The organism is Actinoplanes regularis (assembly GCF_900188005.1).
GTDB lineage: Bacteria > Actinomycetota > Actinomycetes > Mycobacteriales > Micromonosporaceae > Actinoplanes > Actinoplanes regularis.
In genome coordinates this window covers 200,920-216,719 of sequence record NZ_FZNR01000014.1, presented here as the reverse complement: position 1 = coordinate 216,719, position 15,800 = coordinate 200,920, and the positions used below count along the sequence as shown (strand labels likewise).

Genomic DNA, 15,800 nt, shown 5'->3' with positions numbered 1-15,800 from the left:
GATGTGGGTAGGCACACCCCGCGCCCCGCGAGCCGGATCATTCTGTCCCCAAGCGATTCACAGGGTTCACCGGGGCGACGTCTCGAGAACGCATCGCGGGACTGCCACCGCCGACTCGCGAAGGGAGCGGTGCGGCTTGCTGGCGACGTTGTGGTGTCGGTGTCGGCCTGCTGGTTTGTGAAGGGTGCGGTGCGGCTTGCTGGCGACGTTGTGGTGTCGGTGTCGGCCTGCTGGTTTGTGAAGGGTGCGGTGCGGCTTGCTGGCGACGTTGTGGTGTCGGTGTCGGCCTGCTGGTTTGTGAAGGGTGCGGTGCGGCTTGCTGGCGACGTTGTGGTGTCGGTGTCGGCCCGCTGGGTTGCGAAGGGAGCGGTGCGGCTCGCCGGCGACGTGTGGTGTCAGCGCCAGCCGCCGGTTCGCGGAGCGGGTGGCGCGGGAGGCCGGGCGGCCCGTGGTGTCAGCGCCAGCGTTTGACCGCGCCGGCGGCCGCGTTGCGGGCGCGGACCGGAAGCCGGCGAGAGCGCTGGACCGCCGCGCGTACCGTCTCCGGGGTGTCGTCGTGGTAGACGCTGAAGCGCGGCTGCAGCCACGCCCCGGGTCGGGCCGGGCGTCGGTCGCTGGTGAGGACCGTCGTGTAACCGAGCCGGCGCAGGGCACCCAGCGTGGCCCGGTCGTAGCGGCCCAGCGGACAGGCCGCCCGGGTCACCGGCCGCCCGGTCACCGCCGCGATGCGGTCCCGGGCCTCGGCCAGCTCCTCGTCGGCCGCCGCCGGCGACATCGCCCGCCACGGGTGGTGCCACATGCCGTGGTTTCCGACCGGCATACCGTTTTTGATCAGGCTGCGCAGGTCCTCCTCGCCGAGGCTGCCGGGGCGGTCGAGGCGGCCGGCCAGGACGAAGAACTCCGCGGTCAGGCCGCGCTCCAGCAGGGCCGGCAGGGCGATCTCGACGTCCGACGAGTTGCTGTCGTCGAAGCTGAGGCCGACCGAGGGCCAGGTGGCGACCTCGTCGAGGATGGCGAGGAACGCGTCCTCGGTGATCCAGTACTTGTCCTCGCCCAGCTCCAGATCCCGCTGCGGCGAACCGATGCCGTGGAACAGGATGTTGATCCGCTCAGGCATGGGCTTCCTCTTGACGGGTGGATTCGTCCCGGCCCCAGTCGGTGGCCGGGTGACGGCGGGCCTGGAGTGCCGCGTACACGGTGATGCCGACGTAGCAGATCGCGGCGGGGGCGAGCCAGGGGCGGCGCAGCACCACGTCCTTGAGCCAGGAGGAGCGCCCGGACGGTCGTACGTCCGCCTTGATCTCGCCCCGGGCGGCGGCCGCGCGCATCGCGGTGTTCCCGGCGCGGACCCGGATCAGGCGGCGGACCAGGTCCCGGGTCTTCCTCGGGGTGGCCACCACCGACGGCACCGAGGAGACCTGCTGTTTTTCGTCGGCGGTGAACAGGGAGTCCACGAACAGGTCGTCCGCGACCAGGTCGGGGAAGGTGGTGAACCGGGATCGCCCGTCGGCCGAGAGGGCGATCACGCCGCGCCCGAAGAGGCCGGTGCGCAGCGCGGGCAGGTGCCGGTGGACGCTGAAGTATGCCCGGACCAGCAGCGGGCGCCCGGTCAGGTCCAGTTCGCGGCGGGCGGTGGCGGCCGGGTGGGTGGCGCAGGCGGCGGCGAGGGCGCGCAGGCCGTCGGTGGTCAGGATGACGTCCGCGTCCAGGTAGACGCGGGGAAAGCCGGCGGCGGCGAGGTCGCCGGCGTTGAGGGCGCCGGGTTTGCCGGGGTCGGGGAGATCGATCACGCGTACGCCGCGCGCGGCCGCCACCCGCACCGTGTCGTCGGTGCAGCCGTTCGCGGCGACGGTCACGTCGAACTCGCCGGGTGCCGCGTCGGCCAGCAGGCTGTCCAGGCAGCGGCCGATCACCGCGGCCTCGTTGTGCGCGGCGATGACGACGCTGGTCACGGCGCGTCCGTCGGGGTGGGCGACGGTGTGGGGGAGGGACGGCGCTGGGCGGGGATCCGGGCGGTGTTGTCGAAGCGCAGCAGGCGGCGCCAGACCGCGACGTACTCGGCTGACTGATGCTCCCAGGACAGGAAGTCGCGGAACCGTTCCTGACCGATTTTGCGCATCCGTTCGCGCAGGTCGGGATCGTCGAGCAGGGCGTTGATCGCCTGGGCGAACTCGGCCGGGGTGCCGTTGGGCACGTAGAGGCCGGCCTCGCCGACGGTCGCGTGGGTCTCGATCAGGTCGGCGGCCACGACCGGGACACCACGCCCGAGGTATTCGACCGTCTTCGCCAGCGTGGAGAGCTGGTTCATCCGGTTCGGCAGGTCGGGCTGAAGGGCGACGTCGGCGTCCCGCAGCAGCGCGTCCACCTCGGGGCCGTTGAGCCAGCCGGTGAACTCGACGACGTCGGTGAGCCCGCGTTCCTCGGTGAGTTCCCGCAGCTCGGTGGCGGTCTCGCCGTCCCCGGCGAGGATCATCCGCCAGCCGGTGCGGCCGCGGAGTTCGATGAGTTCCTGGGCGGCCAGGACGGCGCCTTCGACGTTGTCCTGTGGGCCGAAGACGCCCAGGTAGACGACCCGGTAGGGCCCTTCGGCGCGTTCGCTCGGCGCCGGGGCGATCTCGGCGAAGGCCGGCCCGTTGCGGACCACGGTGACCTTGGACGGATCGACGCCACGACTCACGGCGTTCGCCTTGAACGACTCGTTGGTCGCGAAGACCGCCGTCGCCGTACGGAGGGTCAGCTTCTCGAAGAGCACCAGCACCCGGGAGACCAGCGGGTTCGGCTCACCGCCGCGGGAGATGTAGACCTCGGGGGAGAGGTCGTGGTGGTCGAAGACCCACGGCCGCCCGAGGGCCCGCACCAGCAGCGCCAGCGGGAAGTAGATGTCCGGCGGGTTGCACACCTGCACGGCCTGGGCCCGCCCGCGGAACAGCTCACCGAGGAGCCGGATGGTGATCCACACGAACGACCAGAGGAACTCCAGCGCGAAGGAGAGCACACCGCTGCCGTAGACGACGATCGGGTACGGCCGCAGGCGGGTGCGCTCGCTACCCGGAAGGATCTTGAGAGTACGGTCGCCGCGCGGTGCGACCACCGTCACGTCGAAGCCGGCCGCCTCGAGACTGAGGCACTCGCGGATCACCCGGCGATCCTTCTCGGCGGGCAGATTCGCCACCAGAATCGTGACGCTCGGTCGCTTCACAACGCGTCCCCCTGTTCGGCACCTGCTGACGCGAACAACATTCCAGAATCGTCCTCGCGTAGCGATGTCGCCTCGCCCACAGTTAATGGGCTGAACGGGCCAGCGGTTCCGTCCAATTCGGTGAATCCGCAGTGGACAGCCGTGCCGTCGCCCTCCTGCGGCGCCTGCTGAGTGCCGCGTCTGTCCACAATGTGACAGCGGACGTGCCGAGCGTGCCGAGCAGCGCCACGCCGATCAGCGACCGCAGCGGCGCGTGCGTCAGCAGCGTGGAGGTGGCGGGGACGAGCGTGGCCACCGTGATCCGCAGATCCTTGCGCACCCGCCACTCGTCCTGCATCTCCTTGAGCTCCTGCTCGTACGTGCTGCTCAGGATGCGCAGCGAGCGCAGGCCGTCCTCCTCGTCCGTGCTGATGTTGGTGATCGACATCGAGCCGATCACATAGCGTGGCTCCTGCCTGGTCCCGGTGTTGCGCGGCTCGAACCGGTAGGTCCCGGTGACCCCCTTCGCCCGGAACGTCTCCTGCGAGTCCGCCGTGTTCAGCCGGTTGGCGATGGCGGCCGCGGTCACCGCGATCGACGGGTACAGCCCGGTCACCGGGTTGGGCGCGTACGGCGAGACCGGGGGCTGGATCATCAGCACCTCGGAGGCGAGGAAGCGGTCGTCGGTGCGGACGGTCGGGTTGGCGGCGGCCGCGGTGATGAGCGCCCCCGCGATGATCAGATACCAGCGCCGCTCGAGCACTCCGGCCATATCGGACAGAAACATGACTAATCTGCTCCCTGGGCTTGACCTGCTGAGACACTCCCTAGCCTGTAGATACGGATCTCGTCAAGTTCGATTAGGATCGGGTGTCCAATAGCCACTGTCGCGTTAGTCGTATAGCTTGGCGCTGGTGTGTCGGGGGGGCCGCCGGGGCGGCGTTCCGATGTAGAGCTCCGTGGCGACGAAAGACGTCCTGGCGGAAATTTAGAGAGGCGTCCGTGGACCTCGGCGAGATCCTGCGCGTGCTGCGCAACCGCTGGTACATCGTCGTGCCCATGCTGGTCCTCGCGATCGGGCTGGGCGTCGGCACCTACATCGTCGTGCCGCCGACCTACTCGACCTTCACCATGGTCAGCCTGCTGAACGCGCCGGAGGCCACCAAGGCCGCCACACAGGGTAACGAAAACCCGTTCCTGAGCTTCGACGCGTCGCTGATCGCCACCGCCGACTTCCTCGGCCGCCGGCTGCAGTCGACCGACACCGTCCTTCAGCTCAAGAACGCCGGCATCACCGAGGAGTACGAGGTCGCCCTCGCCGAGAACGCGCAGGGCCCGTTCCTGACGATCACCCTGAAGGGCGAGGACCAGGACCACCTGATCGCCTCCGCGAACGAGCTGGCCAGGTACGCCGGCGTGGCCCTCGACGACATCCAGCGGCAGAACAACGTCGCCGAGAAGAACCGGATCAAGCTGACCCAGGTCATCCCGCCGCAGAAGCCCGAGATGGAGATGAAGGCGAAGCTCAAGCTGGTGATCGTGGCCGCCGGTGGCACCCTGGCGTTCGCGTTCATCCTGACCTTCGTCGTGGAGAGTCTCAGCCGGGCCCGGCGTCGCAGGGCGGCCCTCGCCCAGGCGGAGGAGATCGAGGCGCCGAGCGTCTCCGCCGCGGCCACCGCCACGCCGGACATCGAGGGCACGGTGGTCCTTCAACTCCCGCCGACGGCCCCGGCCCAGCGCCCGCTCCCGCCGACATCCATACCGGGACCGGGATCGGACGCGGAGAAGACCCAGCGGATCCAGATGCCGCCGCGTCCGGCCGCCACCGTGCAGAAGGAGACCCAGCCGCGCCGGCCTGGCCTCTCCACGACCTACCAGTCGAACGGGGACCGTGGGGGCCAGAATGCCAACCGGGTCAACGGCAGCTGAGGCTCGCCGCTCGGCCGTGCGGGACGTCAGCGTCACCACCGCTCCCCGCCATGGCCGTCTCTACCGCTCACAGCAGCGCCTGCGCACGCTCGGGCCGGATTCGCTGCTCGCGATCTACATCGTCCTGCTGCTGGTCGTCCCGGCCCGGCTGGTTGTCGCGAGCATCGGCGCGACCGGCACGGTGGCCAATCTCTTCCTGCTCGCCGCGCTGCTCTGGTATGCGATCAGCTGGCTGATGCGCCGGGTGCAGACCACGCCGTACACCCGGGCGCCCCGGGTGGCGCTGCTCTTCTACATGGTGGCGATCCTGCTGGCGTACGTCGCGGTCGGCCGCCGCGACGCCGACGCGTCGGAGTACAGCGCCGCCGACCGGGCCCTGCTGCAACTGCTCATCTGGCTGCCGGTCATCCTGCTCACCACCTCGCTGACCGAGTACCGGCAGATCGACCGGCTGCTGCGGCTCTTCGTCAAGCTGTGCACCTGGGTGGCGGCGCTGGCGATGGCGGAGTTCGTGCTCAAGCAGAGCCTGACCGCCTGGATCGTGATCCCGGGCCTCTCCTCCAACGCGGCGTCGGAGCTGGTCGCCCGCGGCGACTTCGTCCGGCCCACGGCCACCGCGTCGAACACCCTGGAACTGGCCGCGACCCTGGTGATCGCCCTGCCGTTCGCCATCCAGCAGGCCCTCTACGACACCGACCGGAAGACCTGGAAGCGCTGGGCGCCGGTCTTCCTGATCGCGCTCGCCTCGGTGATGACCGTGTCCCGTACGTCGGTCGTCGGCCTGGCGATCGTCCTGATCGTGCTGCTGCTCGCCTGGCCGGCCGAACGGGTGGTCCGGAGCCTGATGGTGATGATCCCGGCGCTGGCCGCCACCCGGGTTCTGGTGCCCGGCCTGGTCGGCACCCTGATCGGCCTCTTCACCGCGATGCTCGACGGCGGTGACGACAGCACCCAGTCACGCACCGCGACCAGCGCCGGCGTCAGCGAGTTCCTCGACGGCCATCTCTGGTTCGGGCGCGGCCCCGGGACGTTCCTGCCGGACCTGTACCGCTTCACCGACAATCAGTACCTGCTCGGCCTTTTGGAGGTCGGCGTTGTCGGTCTGGCCGCCATTGTGGGCCTGTACGTCACGACGATCCACTGTGGCGGTGCCGGGCGCCGCCGATTCACCGATCCGGCACGCCGGGAGACCGGTCAGGCCTTTGTGGCCGTCGGGTTCGTGATGCTCGTCGTAACGGCCACATTCGACACTCTGAGCTTCCCGATCGTGGCCGGATCCACTTTTCTGATGTTGGGGCTGTCAGGTGCGTACCTGAGCATCGCCCGTCGCGAAGCGGCCGGAATCGGAGACTCTGCACAGTGACGGATTTGAACCGACGGGTGGCTACGGCCGCCCGCTGGAGCATGGTCAACACCATCGTTCGCCGGGTCGGCACCTTCGCCTCCGGTGTCGTGCTGGCCCGCCTCTTCTTCGGCCCGTACGAGTGGGGTCTCTACGCGGTCGGCCTGCTGGTCCTGGCGATGCTGCTGTCGCTCAACGAGATGGGCGTCAGCCTGGCCCTGGTGCGCTGGGAGGGCGACATCCGGCGCTTCGCGCCGACCGTGCTGACCATCTCGACGCTCAGCAGCACCGCGTTCTACGTGGTGCTGTACTTCTCCGCACCCACCCTGGCCCGGCTGCTCGGCTCACCCGACGCCACCACGATGCTGCGCGTGCTCTGCATCAGCGTGATCATCGACGGCATCGCGTGCGTCCCGCTCGGCCAGCTCAACCGGGAGTTCCGGCAGTTCGGCCGCACCGTGGTCGACATCCTCAACTTCGCCGTCAACACCGTCGCCACGATCGCGTTCGCCGCGGCCGGCCTCGGCGCGATGAGCTTCGCCTACGGCTCGCTGATCGGCAACCTGGTCGCGCTGGTGGGCTTCAGCCTCTGCGCGCCCGGCATGCTGCGCTTCGGCTGGAACCCGGAGCAGGCCCGGCAACTGCTGCGGTACGGCCTGCCGCTGGCCTCGGCCAGCCTGCTGACGCTCGGCATCGTCAACGTGGACTCGGTCGTGGTCGGCTCGGTGCTCGGACCGGCCGCGCTCGGCATCTACGCGATGGCGTTCAACATGTCGAGCTGGCCGGTCCGGATGGTGTCGGAGACCGCGCGGCGGGTGTCGTTCGCCGGCTTCTCCCGGCTCGCCGACTCCTCGCCGGCGGAGTTCGCCTCCGGCTTCATCCGGGCGTTCACCCTGGTCATCGCGGCGGCGGTGCCGATCTGTGTGGTCCTCGGCGTGCTCGCCGAGCCGATCATCACGTTCGTCTACGGCGACCAGTGGGCCGCCGCCGCGCTGCCGCTGCAGTTCCTGGTCGCTCTCGGGCTGCTGCGCACGGCCGTCGAGCTGGCGTACGACTGCCTGGCCACCCGGGTCCGCAAGACGCTGATGCTGATGCAGGCCTGGTGGCTGTTCTCGCTGCTCCCGATCCTGCTGCTCGGCGCCCACCTGTGGGGCGTGCCGGGTGTCGCCGCCGGGCACGTGGTGGTGGCCGGCCTGCTTGTCGCCCCGGTCTTCGTGGTGGTGCTCGGCCGGCTCGGTATCCCGGCCGGGCGGATCCTCGCCGTCTGCGTCCGCCCGGTGCTCGGCGGCGTGGCCATGGGCGTGGCCGCCTGGCTCGCGCACCACTGGCTGGGCGGCGGGTTCGTCGGCCTCGCCGTGGCGGGGGTCGCCGCCCTCGCCGCCTACCTCCCGTTCGCGCTGCCGATCGTCGCCCGCCTCCGGTCCGGCGAGCCCGGCACCGAGCCGGCGACCGCCGACGAGCCCACGCTCGCGGCCACGGCCACCGCCACCGATCCCTCCTAGGAGAAGGACAGATGCGTTCGCTGAAGCAGCGACTGCGTGACCGCTACGGGTGGTTGCCCCTCGAGGAGTTGCGCAACAAGGTCCTGCTCGGGCACACCGCGGTCGGGATGGGCCGCTTCGAGCGGTCCGAGGTACGCCGGCTGCTGCGCACCATGCCCGGCGGGGTGCGTCCCCGCGCCCGGGCGGCCGTCGTCGTGCTCACCTACAAGCGCCCCGACGGCCTGCTGCGGGCCGTCGAGTCGGTGCTCGCCCAGACCATGAAGGACCTGGTCCTCGTGGTGGTCGACGACGCCGGCGGTGGGCTGCCCGACCTGCCGGCCGACCCGCGGCTGCACGTGGTGGGCCTGCGCCACAACATCAATGTCCCGGGCGTCGGCCGCAACGTCGGGATCGGCCTGACCGACTCGCGGTTCGTGGCGTTCCTCGACGATGACAACACCTGGGATCCGCACCACCTGGAGACCGCGCTCGAGCGGCTGGACGGTCTCGAGCACGAGAATCGTCCGGACGCCGTCTACACCGCCATGCGGCGGTTGATGCCGGACGGGACGGTACGCGACGTGCTGTCCGTGCCCTTCGACCGCAAGCTCGCCTGGGAGCGGTGCTACCTCGACAACAACCCGCTCGTGCTGCGGCGCCTGCCCAGCACCCGCTTCAGCCGCCTGCGGCGCACCACGTCGGTCGCGCCGAAGGAGGACTGGGAGCTGGTCTACCGGTTCAGCCGCCGGCACCGCGTCGAGCACATCCCGGAGCCGACCGTGAACTACACCATCAACCCGGACAGCTACTGGACCCCCTGGGAGCTCGCATGACTGCCCGACGGCGCAATCTTCTCCTCGCCGGCGCGCTGGCGGTGCTGCTGGGCGTCGCGGCCGTGGTCGTGGCCCTGATGCGGGACAGCGGGAAGGCGGCTGATCCGGCCGCCCAGGCGGGCGCGACGTCCGGGGTGACGGTCGGCCGGACGCCGCCGTCCGGCGCGGTGAGCGGGCCCTCGGCGTCGACCCCGGCCAAGGAGCCGACCGCGGCGCCCTCGAAGCCCAGGGCGCTGCCGGTCAACGCGACCGGTGGCGGCCGGTACCCGGCCCGCTTCTCGGTCGGCGCGCCCGGCGTGAAGCCCTACAAGCAGTCCGACAAGTCCCTGCCGGTCCCCAAGGGGTACAAGGTCGTCAACCCCAGCAACAAGGACAGCAAAGAGTGGGACCTGTACGACTGCAAGGGCACCAAGAACCTCGACCACATGTACTTCAAGGCGTTCATCTACGTCGGCACCAGCTGCCACGGCACGGTCAACATCACCAACTCGATCATCGCGCCGCCGGCCGGTTCCCAGAACCGCGCGATCCTGGTGAACTCCGACGGGTCCGCGTCGCTGAAGCTGAACCTCACCAACGTCACGATCCGGCCGGAGCCGGTCGGGCTCGGCGAGAAGAGCACGCCGCTCAACGACCACGCCATCAACGACTGCCAGACGTGCACGATCACGCTGAACCGGGTGGACGTCGCGAACACCGGCGGCATGTGTCTCTGCGGCGCCCGGACGACGATCCGCCACAGCTGGCTGCACGACAACTTCATCGCCAATCTGACCGATCCGGCCCAGGCGCACACCGGCGGGGTCTTCCCGTACGGCGGAACCGGCCCGGTCACGATCGAGAACAGCCGCCTGGAACCGGGGATCGACGCGCACAGCGGCAAAGAGGTCAAGAACTATTGGAAGGCCATCACGGCCGTTCTCTTCACGCAGAGCGTCGACGGCTCGGTGCTGCGCAATTATTCCGTACGAAATAGTTTTATCTCGCTCGGCGCCTATGGCCTCTATGCCCAAACCGGCGCCGACCTGCGAGTTACCGACAACGTCTTCGGGCCTACCCATTGGGATGCCGCGGGCGGTTGCGACTCGAACTGTTCGGCGACCTATGGCGAATGGTCGAACAACGTGGTGGGAACGATCGACGGGGTGCCCACGAAGAAAAAGGTTCCACAGCCTAAGTGATATCCATTCTTTTGCCAGGAAAAGAGCAAGATGTGATAAACAGGCTCGTTTCAGGAGCGTTGTCGGCACTGGTCGCCGGCGCCGTCGTCCTGCTGCCCGCGGCGGTGCTCGCGGCCGACGATCCATGTGGCGTCAACTCCAACCCGGTGGTGTGCGAGAACTCGAAGGAGGGCACCCCGCTCGAGGACTGGTACGGCGACAGCTCGTGGGGTGACATCGAGGGCTTCACCACGAAGGTGAGCGTCCAGCCCGGTGAGACGCTGAAGATGAAGGTGAACTCGCCGACGACGTTCACGGTCACCTTCTACCGGCTGGGCTACTACGGCGGTGACGGCGCGCGGAAGGTTCCGTCGTCGCCCACCACCACGTTCCCGGCCAAGGTCCAGTCGGCCTGCCTGCACGACACGGCGACCGGTCTGGTCGACTGCGGCAACTGGACCGCGAACGTCACCTGGACCGTGCCGTCCGACGCGGTGTCCGGTGTCTACCTGGCGGTGCTCGACCAGGGCGACGGTGTCGGCTACATGCCGTACCCGTTCGTGGTCGCCAACGACAACAGCACCTCGAAGATCCTGGTGCAGACGTCCGATGAGACCTGGCAGGCGTACAACTCGTGGGGTGGCCAGAACCTCTACGAGGGTGGCGGCCCGGCTCCGGACGGCCGCGCGTACAAGGTCAGCTACAACCGGCCGATGCGGATCGCCGGCGACAACGCGATCCTGGCCAGCGAGTACCCGATGATCCAGTGGCTGGAGCGCAACGGCTACGACGTGAGCTACGCGTCGAACCTCGACGTCTCCACCAAGCCGGCGCTGCTGCCCAAGCACAAGGTCTACCTCTCCTCGGGTCACGACGAGTACTGGGACCAGGGCATCTGGGACAACGTCAAGGCGGCCCGCGCGGCCGGCGTGAACCTGGCGTTCTTCAGCGGCAACGAGGCGTTCTGGCGGACCCGCTGGGAGTCGTCCATCGCCACCGACGGCGGCGCGAACCGCACCCTGGTCAGCTACAAGATGACCAAGATGAAGCAGAACCCGCCGAACGGCGTCGCCGACCCGAGCGGGCAGTGGACCGGCACCTGGGGAGACCCGGCCGGCGCCGGGACCGGCGGGAACAAGCCGCAGAACGAGATCACCAGCACGCTCTTCTCGGTCAACGGCTACCGCAACGACGCGATCACGGTCTCCTCGAAGTTCAAGAACATGCGCCTGTGGCGGGACACCACGATCCGCAACCTCAACGACGGTGAGGTGGCCACGTTCCCGGTGGGCACGCTCGGTTACGAGTGGGACTCCGACGTGGAGAACGCGGCCCGGCCGCCGGGCGCGATCCAGTTCTCCTCGACCACCCTGCAGATCACCGATGGCACGATGCTGCTCGACGAGGGCAACAACTACGGCAACGGGGTCGCCACCCACAACATCATGATGTACCGGGACGCGAGCTCCGGCGCGCTGGTCTTCGGCTCCGGCACGGTCCAGTGGTCGTGGGGCCTGAGCGCCCTGCACACCGGCCCGGCCACCGCCGAGGACAAGCGGATGCAGCAGGCCACCGCGAACGTGCTGGCCGACATGGGCGCGATGCCCAAGACGCTGCAGTCGAACCTGGTCACGCCGACCCTGCCGACCGACACGACCGGACCGACGGTGAACGTCACGGCGCCGGCCGCCGGCACCACCGTGCCGAAGCTGTCGCCGATCACCGTCACCGGCACCGCCGGCGACACGGGCGGCCAGCTCGGCCGGGTCGAGGTCTCCACCGACGGCGGCACCACCTGGAACGCGACCACCGGCCTGGCGAACTGGACCTACACCTGGACGCCGGTCACCGAGGGCGCGGCCACGATCAAGGTGCGGGGCGTCGACGACAGCGTGAACTTCGGGACGACGAAGACGGTCAACCTGACTGTCGGCCCGCAGCAGTGCCCGTGCACCACGTACAAGCCCACCGACGCTCCGGCCAACGTCGACTCGTTCGACGGCAACCCGAACGAACTGGGCGCGAAGTTCCAGGTGGCGGTCCCGGCGACGGTCACCGGTGTGAAGTTCTACAAGGCGACCACGAACACCGGCACGCACGTCGGCAAGCTCTGGACGACCAGCGGCAGACTGCTCGCCTCGGGCACTTTCACCGGGGAGACGGCCAGCGGCTGGCAGAAGATGACGTTCAGCAACCCGGTCGCGATCGCGGCGAACACCCCGTACGTCGTGTCGTACTACACGCCGACCGGGCACTACTCGTACTCCAGCGGCTACTTCAGCACCAAGGGCGCCGGTGACGGCATCGTGAAGCAGCTGCAGTCCGGGGTGGCCGGCGCGAACGGCGTCTACAAGTACGGCGCCGGTGGTGGTTTCCCGAACCTGAGCTGGGGCGACACCAACTACTGGGTGGACGCGGTGGTGGAGACCAGCTCGGCCTCGACCACGCCGCCGACGGTCACGGTGAAGTCGCCGGCGGCCGGGGACGCCAGCGTCGCCCGCAACACCAAGGTGTCGGCCACCTTCGACCACGACCTGGACCCGGCGACCGTCGCCTTCACGCTGAAGGCCGGGAGCACGAACGTCGCGGCCAAGGTCGCCTACGACGACACCACCCGCAAGGCGACCCTGACGCCGGACAGCGCCCTGGCCGCCAACACCGAGTACACCGCTTCGGTGCAGGCTTCCGACCTGTGGGGCAACGCCATGACCGCGCCGGTGACCTGGCAGTTCACCACCGGCATCGGGGTGTCGTGCCCGTGCACGGTGTTCAGCCCGGCGTCCACCCCGGACGTGGAGAGCGCGAGCGAGGCGGCCGCGCTGGAACTGGGCATGCGGTTCATCTCGGCGGTCGACGGCTATGTGACCGGGGTGAAGTTCTACAAGGGTGACCGCAACACCGGGACGCACACCGGCACGTTGTGGAGCGACACCGGGCAGGAGCTCGCCACCGGTACGTTCACCAACGAGACGTCGAGCGGCTGGCAGACGCTGCTGTTCGCCACCCCGGTGGCGATCACGGCGAACACGCCGTACGTCGTGTCGTACCACACCAACGAGGGCTTCTACTCGTACAGCGGGGCCTACTTCTCCTCGGCCCACAGCTCGTACCCGCTGACCGCCGTCGCCGACTCGGCGACCGGGCACAACGGGCTGTTCACGGCGAGCGCCTCCAAGGCGTTCCCGACGTCCAGCTGGAACGCGAGCAACTACTGGGTCGACGCGGTCTTCACCACCGCGCTGTGAATCATCGGGGCCCGGCGCCGGGGTGGCGCCGGGCCCTCTCAACTTGGACTTCACTGGGGGAGCAGAAGGTGAGTTCGGTCAGCGTCGTGATCCCGTGCTACAAGTACGGCGATTACCTGCGGGCGTGTGTCGACAGCGTGCTCGACAACCCGGGCGTCGACGTCCGGGTGCTGATCATCGATGACGCCTCGCCGGACGATTCGGCCGCCAAGGCGCAGGCGATCGCCGCCAGCGACCCGCGCGTCGAGGTCCGGGTGCACAAGGAGAACAAGCGGCACATCGCGACGTACAACGAGGGCCTGCTGGAGTGGGCGGACGGCCACTACGTCGCGCTGTTGTCGGCCGACGACATGCTCACCCCCGGGGCGCTCACCCGGGCGGTGGCGTTGCTCGACGCGAACCCGAACGTCGGGTTCGCCTACGGCCACCCGGTCCACTTCCAGCATCCGGGGCCGCCGCCGGCCGCGAACACCGGCACCGGTGCAACCACGGTCTACCCGGGGCACTGGTGGCTGGAGCGGCGCTTCCGGGAGGGCACCGGGTGCATCACCTCGCCCGAGGTGGTGGTCCGGACCGACCTGCAGCGCAAGGTCGGTGGGTACGATCCGCAGCTGCCGCACGCCGCCGACATCGAGATGTGGATGCGGCTGGCGTCGCACGCCGACGTCGGCTACGTGAAGGCGGACCAGGCGTACTACCGGCTGCACGGGCAGAACATGCACGTCGACGCGGGGGCGGTCGACGACCTGCGGGAGCGCAAGATCGCGTACGAGTCGGTGCTGGCCAAGTGCGGCGATCTGCTGCCGGAGAGGGATCGGCTGGACGCGATGGTCCATCAGCGGCTGGCCCGGTTCGCGCTGCGACGGGCGTTTCGCGCGTACGACCGGGGCCGCACGGCGGTGGTGCCGGAGGACGAACTGGTCGGATTCGCCGCCGAGGTCTGGCCGGAGTACAGGAAGCTTCCCGAGTATCGGGCCCTGGCGATGCGTAGGCGGATCGGTGCCAAGACCATGCCGTACCTGCAGCCTCTGGTCTTGTCGGCCGTCGCGTCCAAGGGCCGTGAGTGGCTCTGGTGGCAGTCCTGGCGCCGCCGCGGCATCTGACCAGCGCGTTGTCGCTGCTCTCCGGCTTCGCCGGGGAGAGATTGAGTCGTCGATGTTTCCGGCGCACAACGGGAGTGATAAATCGGCCATCTGGAATGTCTCGGTTCCGCTGGTTACCTTCCGGTAACCACGGCTGCCCGGCCCACCGACCGGGTGGCTGCGTGGGCTCAGCCGAGGAGACCGGATGTTCCTGCGTACCCGCGTTCCCGCCGCGCTGCTCACCGCCGTTCTCGTGAGCACCGGCGTCGCCGTCGCCTCCCCCGCGGCGGCGGAGGCCACCGTCACGATCCCCAGCTTCTACACGCCGCCCGCGACGCTGCCGGCGGCCGACGGCACGCTGATCCGCACCGAGCCGCTCCCGCTCGCGCTGTCCCTGCCCGGCATCACCGGGCGCCTGCCCGGCACCGCGACCCGGATCATGTACAAATCCACCGACTCGGCCGGCCAGCCGGTCGCCGTGACCGGCGCGTATGTCGAGCCGGCCGTGCCCTGGTCCGGCCCGGGGGCGCGGCCGCTGGTCGTCCTCGCGCCCGGCACCATGGGCCAGGGCGACCAGTGCTCCACCTCCCTGGCCCTGCAGCGCGGCCTGATCGTGGGGACCGAAGAGGACCAGCTGACAGTCTCCATCGGGTACGAGGTTCTCGCGATGTACCGGATGCTGCTCAAGGGCATCGCCGTCGTGCAGACCGACTACGTGGGGCTAGGCTCGACGGACCGGCTGCACACATATGTCAACCGGGTGGACGAGGGCCACGCCGTGCTGGACGCCGCCCGGGCGGCGCGCGCGCTGCCGAACACCTCGATCACCACGAATTCGCTCATCGGCCTCTACGGCTACAGCCAGGGTGGTGGCGCGGTCGCCTCAGCGGCGGAGTTGCAGTCGTCGTACGCCCCCGACGTGCGGGTCACGGCCACCTACGCGGGCGCGCCACCGGCCAACCTGGCCGACGTCACGGCGGCCATCGACGGCAGTGAGCTCACCGGTGCGCTGGGCTGGTCGGTCAACGGGTTCATGCAGTCGGACCCGAGCCTTCAGCCGGTGGTCGACAAGTACCTCACCGACAGCGGCCGCACCGCACTGAGGCGGCTGTCCACGATGTGCGCCGGCGACGCACTCCTCGCCTTCGCCGGGAAGCGCAGCACGGAGTGGACCACGAGCGGCAAGTCCGTGATCGATATCGTCAAGGTCGAACCCCGCCTGAAATCGTTCATCGGCGACCAGCTCATCGGCACTCGCAAGCCGGCCGGCGTGGTCCGCGTCGCCACCGGCGTCAGCGACAACCTGGTGCCGCACGGCCAGGCACGCACGATGGCCGCCGACTGGTGCGACCTCGGTGGCAAGGTGGTCTATGCCCCGGTCATGCTGCTGCCGACGATCAGCCCGTTGCTGAACCACGCCGGACCGTTGCTGGCCGATCAGGGCGCTGCCATCGAGTGGCTCGGTGACCGGCTCGCCGGCAATGCGGCACACTCGAACTGCTTGATCCTGCCCCTGCTTCCGTAGCCGGTTCGCCGAGACGGCTCGGGCT

General features: G+C 69.4%; 13 protein-coding genes. 9 read left to right on the top strand and 4 right to left on the bottom strand.

What is annotated here, in order from left to right; genetic code table 11:
* Nucleotides 1-129: 129 nt before the first annotated feature.
* Nucleotides 130-471 (top strand): hypothetical protein, encoded by a 342-nt coding sequence (locus CHC09_RS45530; protein WP_143232681.1) that lies wholly within the window; start codon nucleotides 130-132, stop codon nucleotides 469-471.
* Here CHC09_RS45530 and CHC09_RS30665 read toward each other — a convergent pair.
* The 4 genes from CHC09_RS30665 to CHC09_RS30650 form a co-directional block, all read right to left on the bottom strand.
* On the bottom strand, nucleotides 455-1,117 hold the full coding sequence (locus CHC09_RS30665; RefSeq protein ID WP_089296716.1) for a polysaccharide deacetylase family protein: 663 nt from the start codon (nucleotides 1,115-1,117) through the stop codon (nucleotides 455-457). The genes CHC09_RS45530 and CHC09_RS30665 overlap by 17 nt on opposite strands.
* Nucleotides 1,110-1,952 (bottom strand): glycosyltransferase family 2 protein, encoded by an 843-nt coding sequence (locus CHC09_RS30660; RefSeq protein ID WP_089296715.1) that lies wholly within the window; start codon nucleotides 1,950-1,952, stop codon nucleotides 1,110-1,112. Before CHC09_RS30660 ends, CHC09_RS30665 begins: the two co-directional genes overlap by 8 nt.
* Entirely contained in the window at nucleotides 1,949-3,199 is a 1,251-nt protein-coding gene (locus CHC09_RS30655) for a glycosyltransferase family 4 protein (protein WP_239138574.1), read from the bottom strand. Before CHC09_RS30655 ends, CHC09_RS30660 begins: the two co-directional genes overlap by 4 nt.
* An 82-nt stretch (nucleotides 3,200-3,281) precedes the next feature.
* Complete coding sequence (locus CHC09_RS30650) at nucleotides 3,282-3,965, bottom strand: hypothetical protein (protein WP_143232679.1); 684 nt, start codon at nucleotides 3,963-3,965, stop codon at nucleotides 3,282-3,284.
* 215 nt (nucleotides 3,966-4,180) lie between these two features.
* Between CHC09_RS30650 and CHC09_RS30645 the strand changes: the two genes are divergently transcribed.
* The 8 genes from CHC09_RS30645 to CHC09_RS30610 all read left to right on the top strand — a co-directional run bounded on the left by CHC09_RS30645 (nucleotide 4,181) and on the right by CHC09_RS30610 (nucleotide 15,775).
* Nucleotides 4,181-5,107, top strand: coding sequence for a Wzz/FepE/Etk N-terminal domain-containing protein (locus CHC09_RS30645; RefSeq protein WP_179277350.1), 927 nt, complete (start codon nucleotides 4,181-4,183; stop codon nucleotides 5,105-5,107).
* Nucleotides 5,108-5,123: 16 nt separating this feature from the next.
* Nucleotides 5,124-6,470, top strand: a complete 1,347-nt coding sequence (locus tag CHC09_RS30640) for an O-antigen ligase family protein (protein WP_089296711.1) — start codon at nucleotides 5,124-5,126, stop codon at nucleotides 6,468-6,470.
* Nucleotides 6,467-7,951, top strand: a complete 1,485-nt coding sequence (locus CHC09_RS30635) for an oligosaccharide flippase family protein (protein WP_239138575.1) — start codon at nucleotides 6,467-6,469, stop codon at nucleotides 7,949-7,951. The genes CHC09_RS30640 and CHC09_RS30635 overlap by 4 nt, the downstream gene beginning before the upstream one ends.
* Nucleotides 7,952-7,962: 11 nt before the next feature.
* Entirely contained in the window at nucleotides 7,963-8,763 is an 801-nt protein-coding gene (locus CHC09_RS30630) for a glycosyltransferase family 2 protein (RefSeq protein WP_089296710.1), read from the top strand.
* Nucleotides 8,760-9,944 carry a hypothetical protein gene (locus CHC09_RS30625; protein WP_089296709.1) on the top strand — a complete coding sequence of 395 codons (1,185 nt, stop codon included), beginning with the start codon at nucleotides 8,760-8,762 and terminating at the stop codon, nucleotides 9,942-9,944. The genes CHC09_RS30630 and CHC09_RS30625 overlap by 4 nt, the downstream gene beginning before the upstream one ends.
* 59 nt (nucleotides 9,945-10,003) lie before the next feature.
* The gene (locus CHC09_RS30620; protein WP_239138576.1) at nucleotides 10,004-13,168 is read left to right on the top strand and encodes a DUF4082 domain-containing protein; all 3,165 of its coding nucleotides are present in this window, start codon (nucleotides 10,004-10,006) and stop codon (nucleotides 13,166-13,168) included.
* 68 nt (nucleotides 13,169-13,236) lie between these two features.
* Nucleotides 13,237-14,271 (top strand): glycosyltransferase family 2 protein, encoded by a 1,035-nt coding sequence (locus CHC09_RS30615; protein WP_239138577.1) that lies wholly within the window; start codon nucleotides 13,237-13,239, stop codon nucleotides 14,269-14,271.
* Nucleotides 14,272-14,455: 184 nt separating this feature from the next.
* Nucleotides 14,456-15,775 (top strand): lipase family protein, encoded by a 1,320-nt coding sequence (locus tag CHC09_RS30610; protein ID WP_089296708.1) that lies wholly within the window; start codon nucleotides 14,456-14,458, stop codon nucleotides 15,773-15,775.
* Nucleotides 15,776-15,800 lie beyond the last annotated feature (25 nt).

What these genes read in the sequence shown, in the direction of transcription:
- CHC09_RS30665 (WP_089296716.1), bottom strand. Translation starts at nt 1,117, where the DNA reads ATGCCTGAGCGGATCAACATCCTGTTCCACGGCATCGGTTCGCCGCAG.
- CHC09_RS30650 (WP_143232679.1), bottom strand. Translation starts at nt 3,965, where the DNA reads ATGTTTCTGTCCGATATGGCCGGAGTGCTCGAGCGGCGCTGGTATCTG.
- CHC09_RS30630 (WP_089296710.1), top strand. Translation starts at nt 7,963, where the DNA reads ATGCGTTCGCTGAAGCAGCGACTGCGTGACCGCTACGGGTGGTTGCCC.
- CHC09_RS30625 (WP_089296709.1), top strand. Translation starts at nt 8,760, where the DNA reads ATGACTGCCCGACGGCGCAATCTTCTCCTCGCCGGCGCGCTGGCGGTG.
- CHC09_RS30610 (WP_089296708.1), top strand. Translation starts at nt 14,456, where the DNA reads ATGTTCCTGCGTACCCGCGTTCCCGCCGCGCTGCTCACCGCCGTTCTC.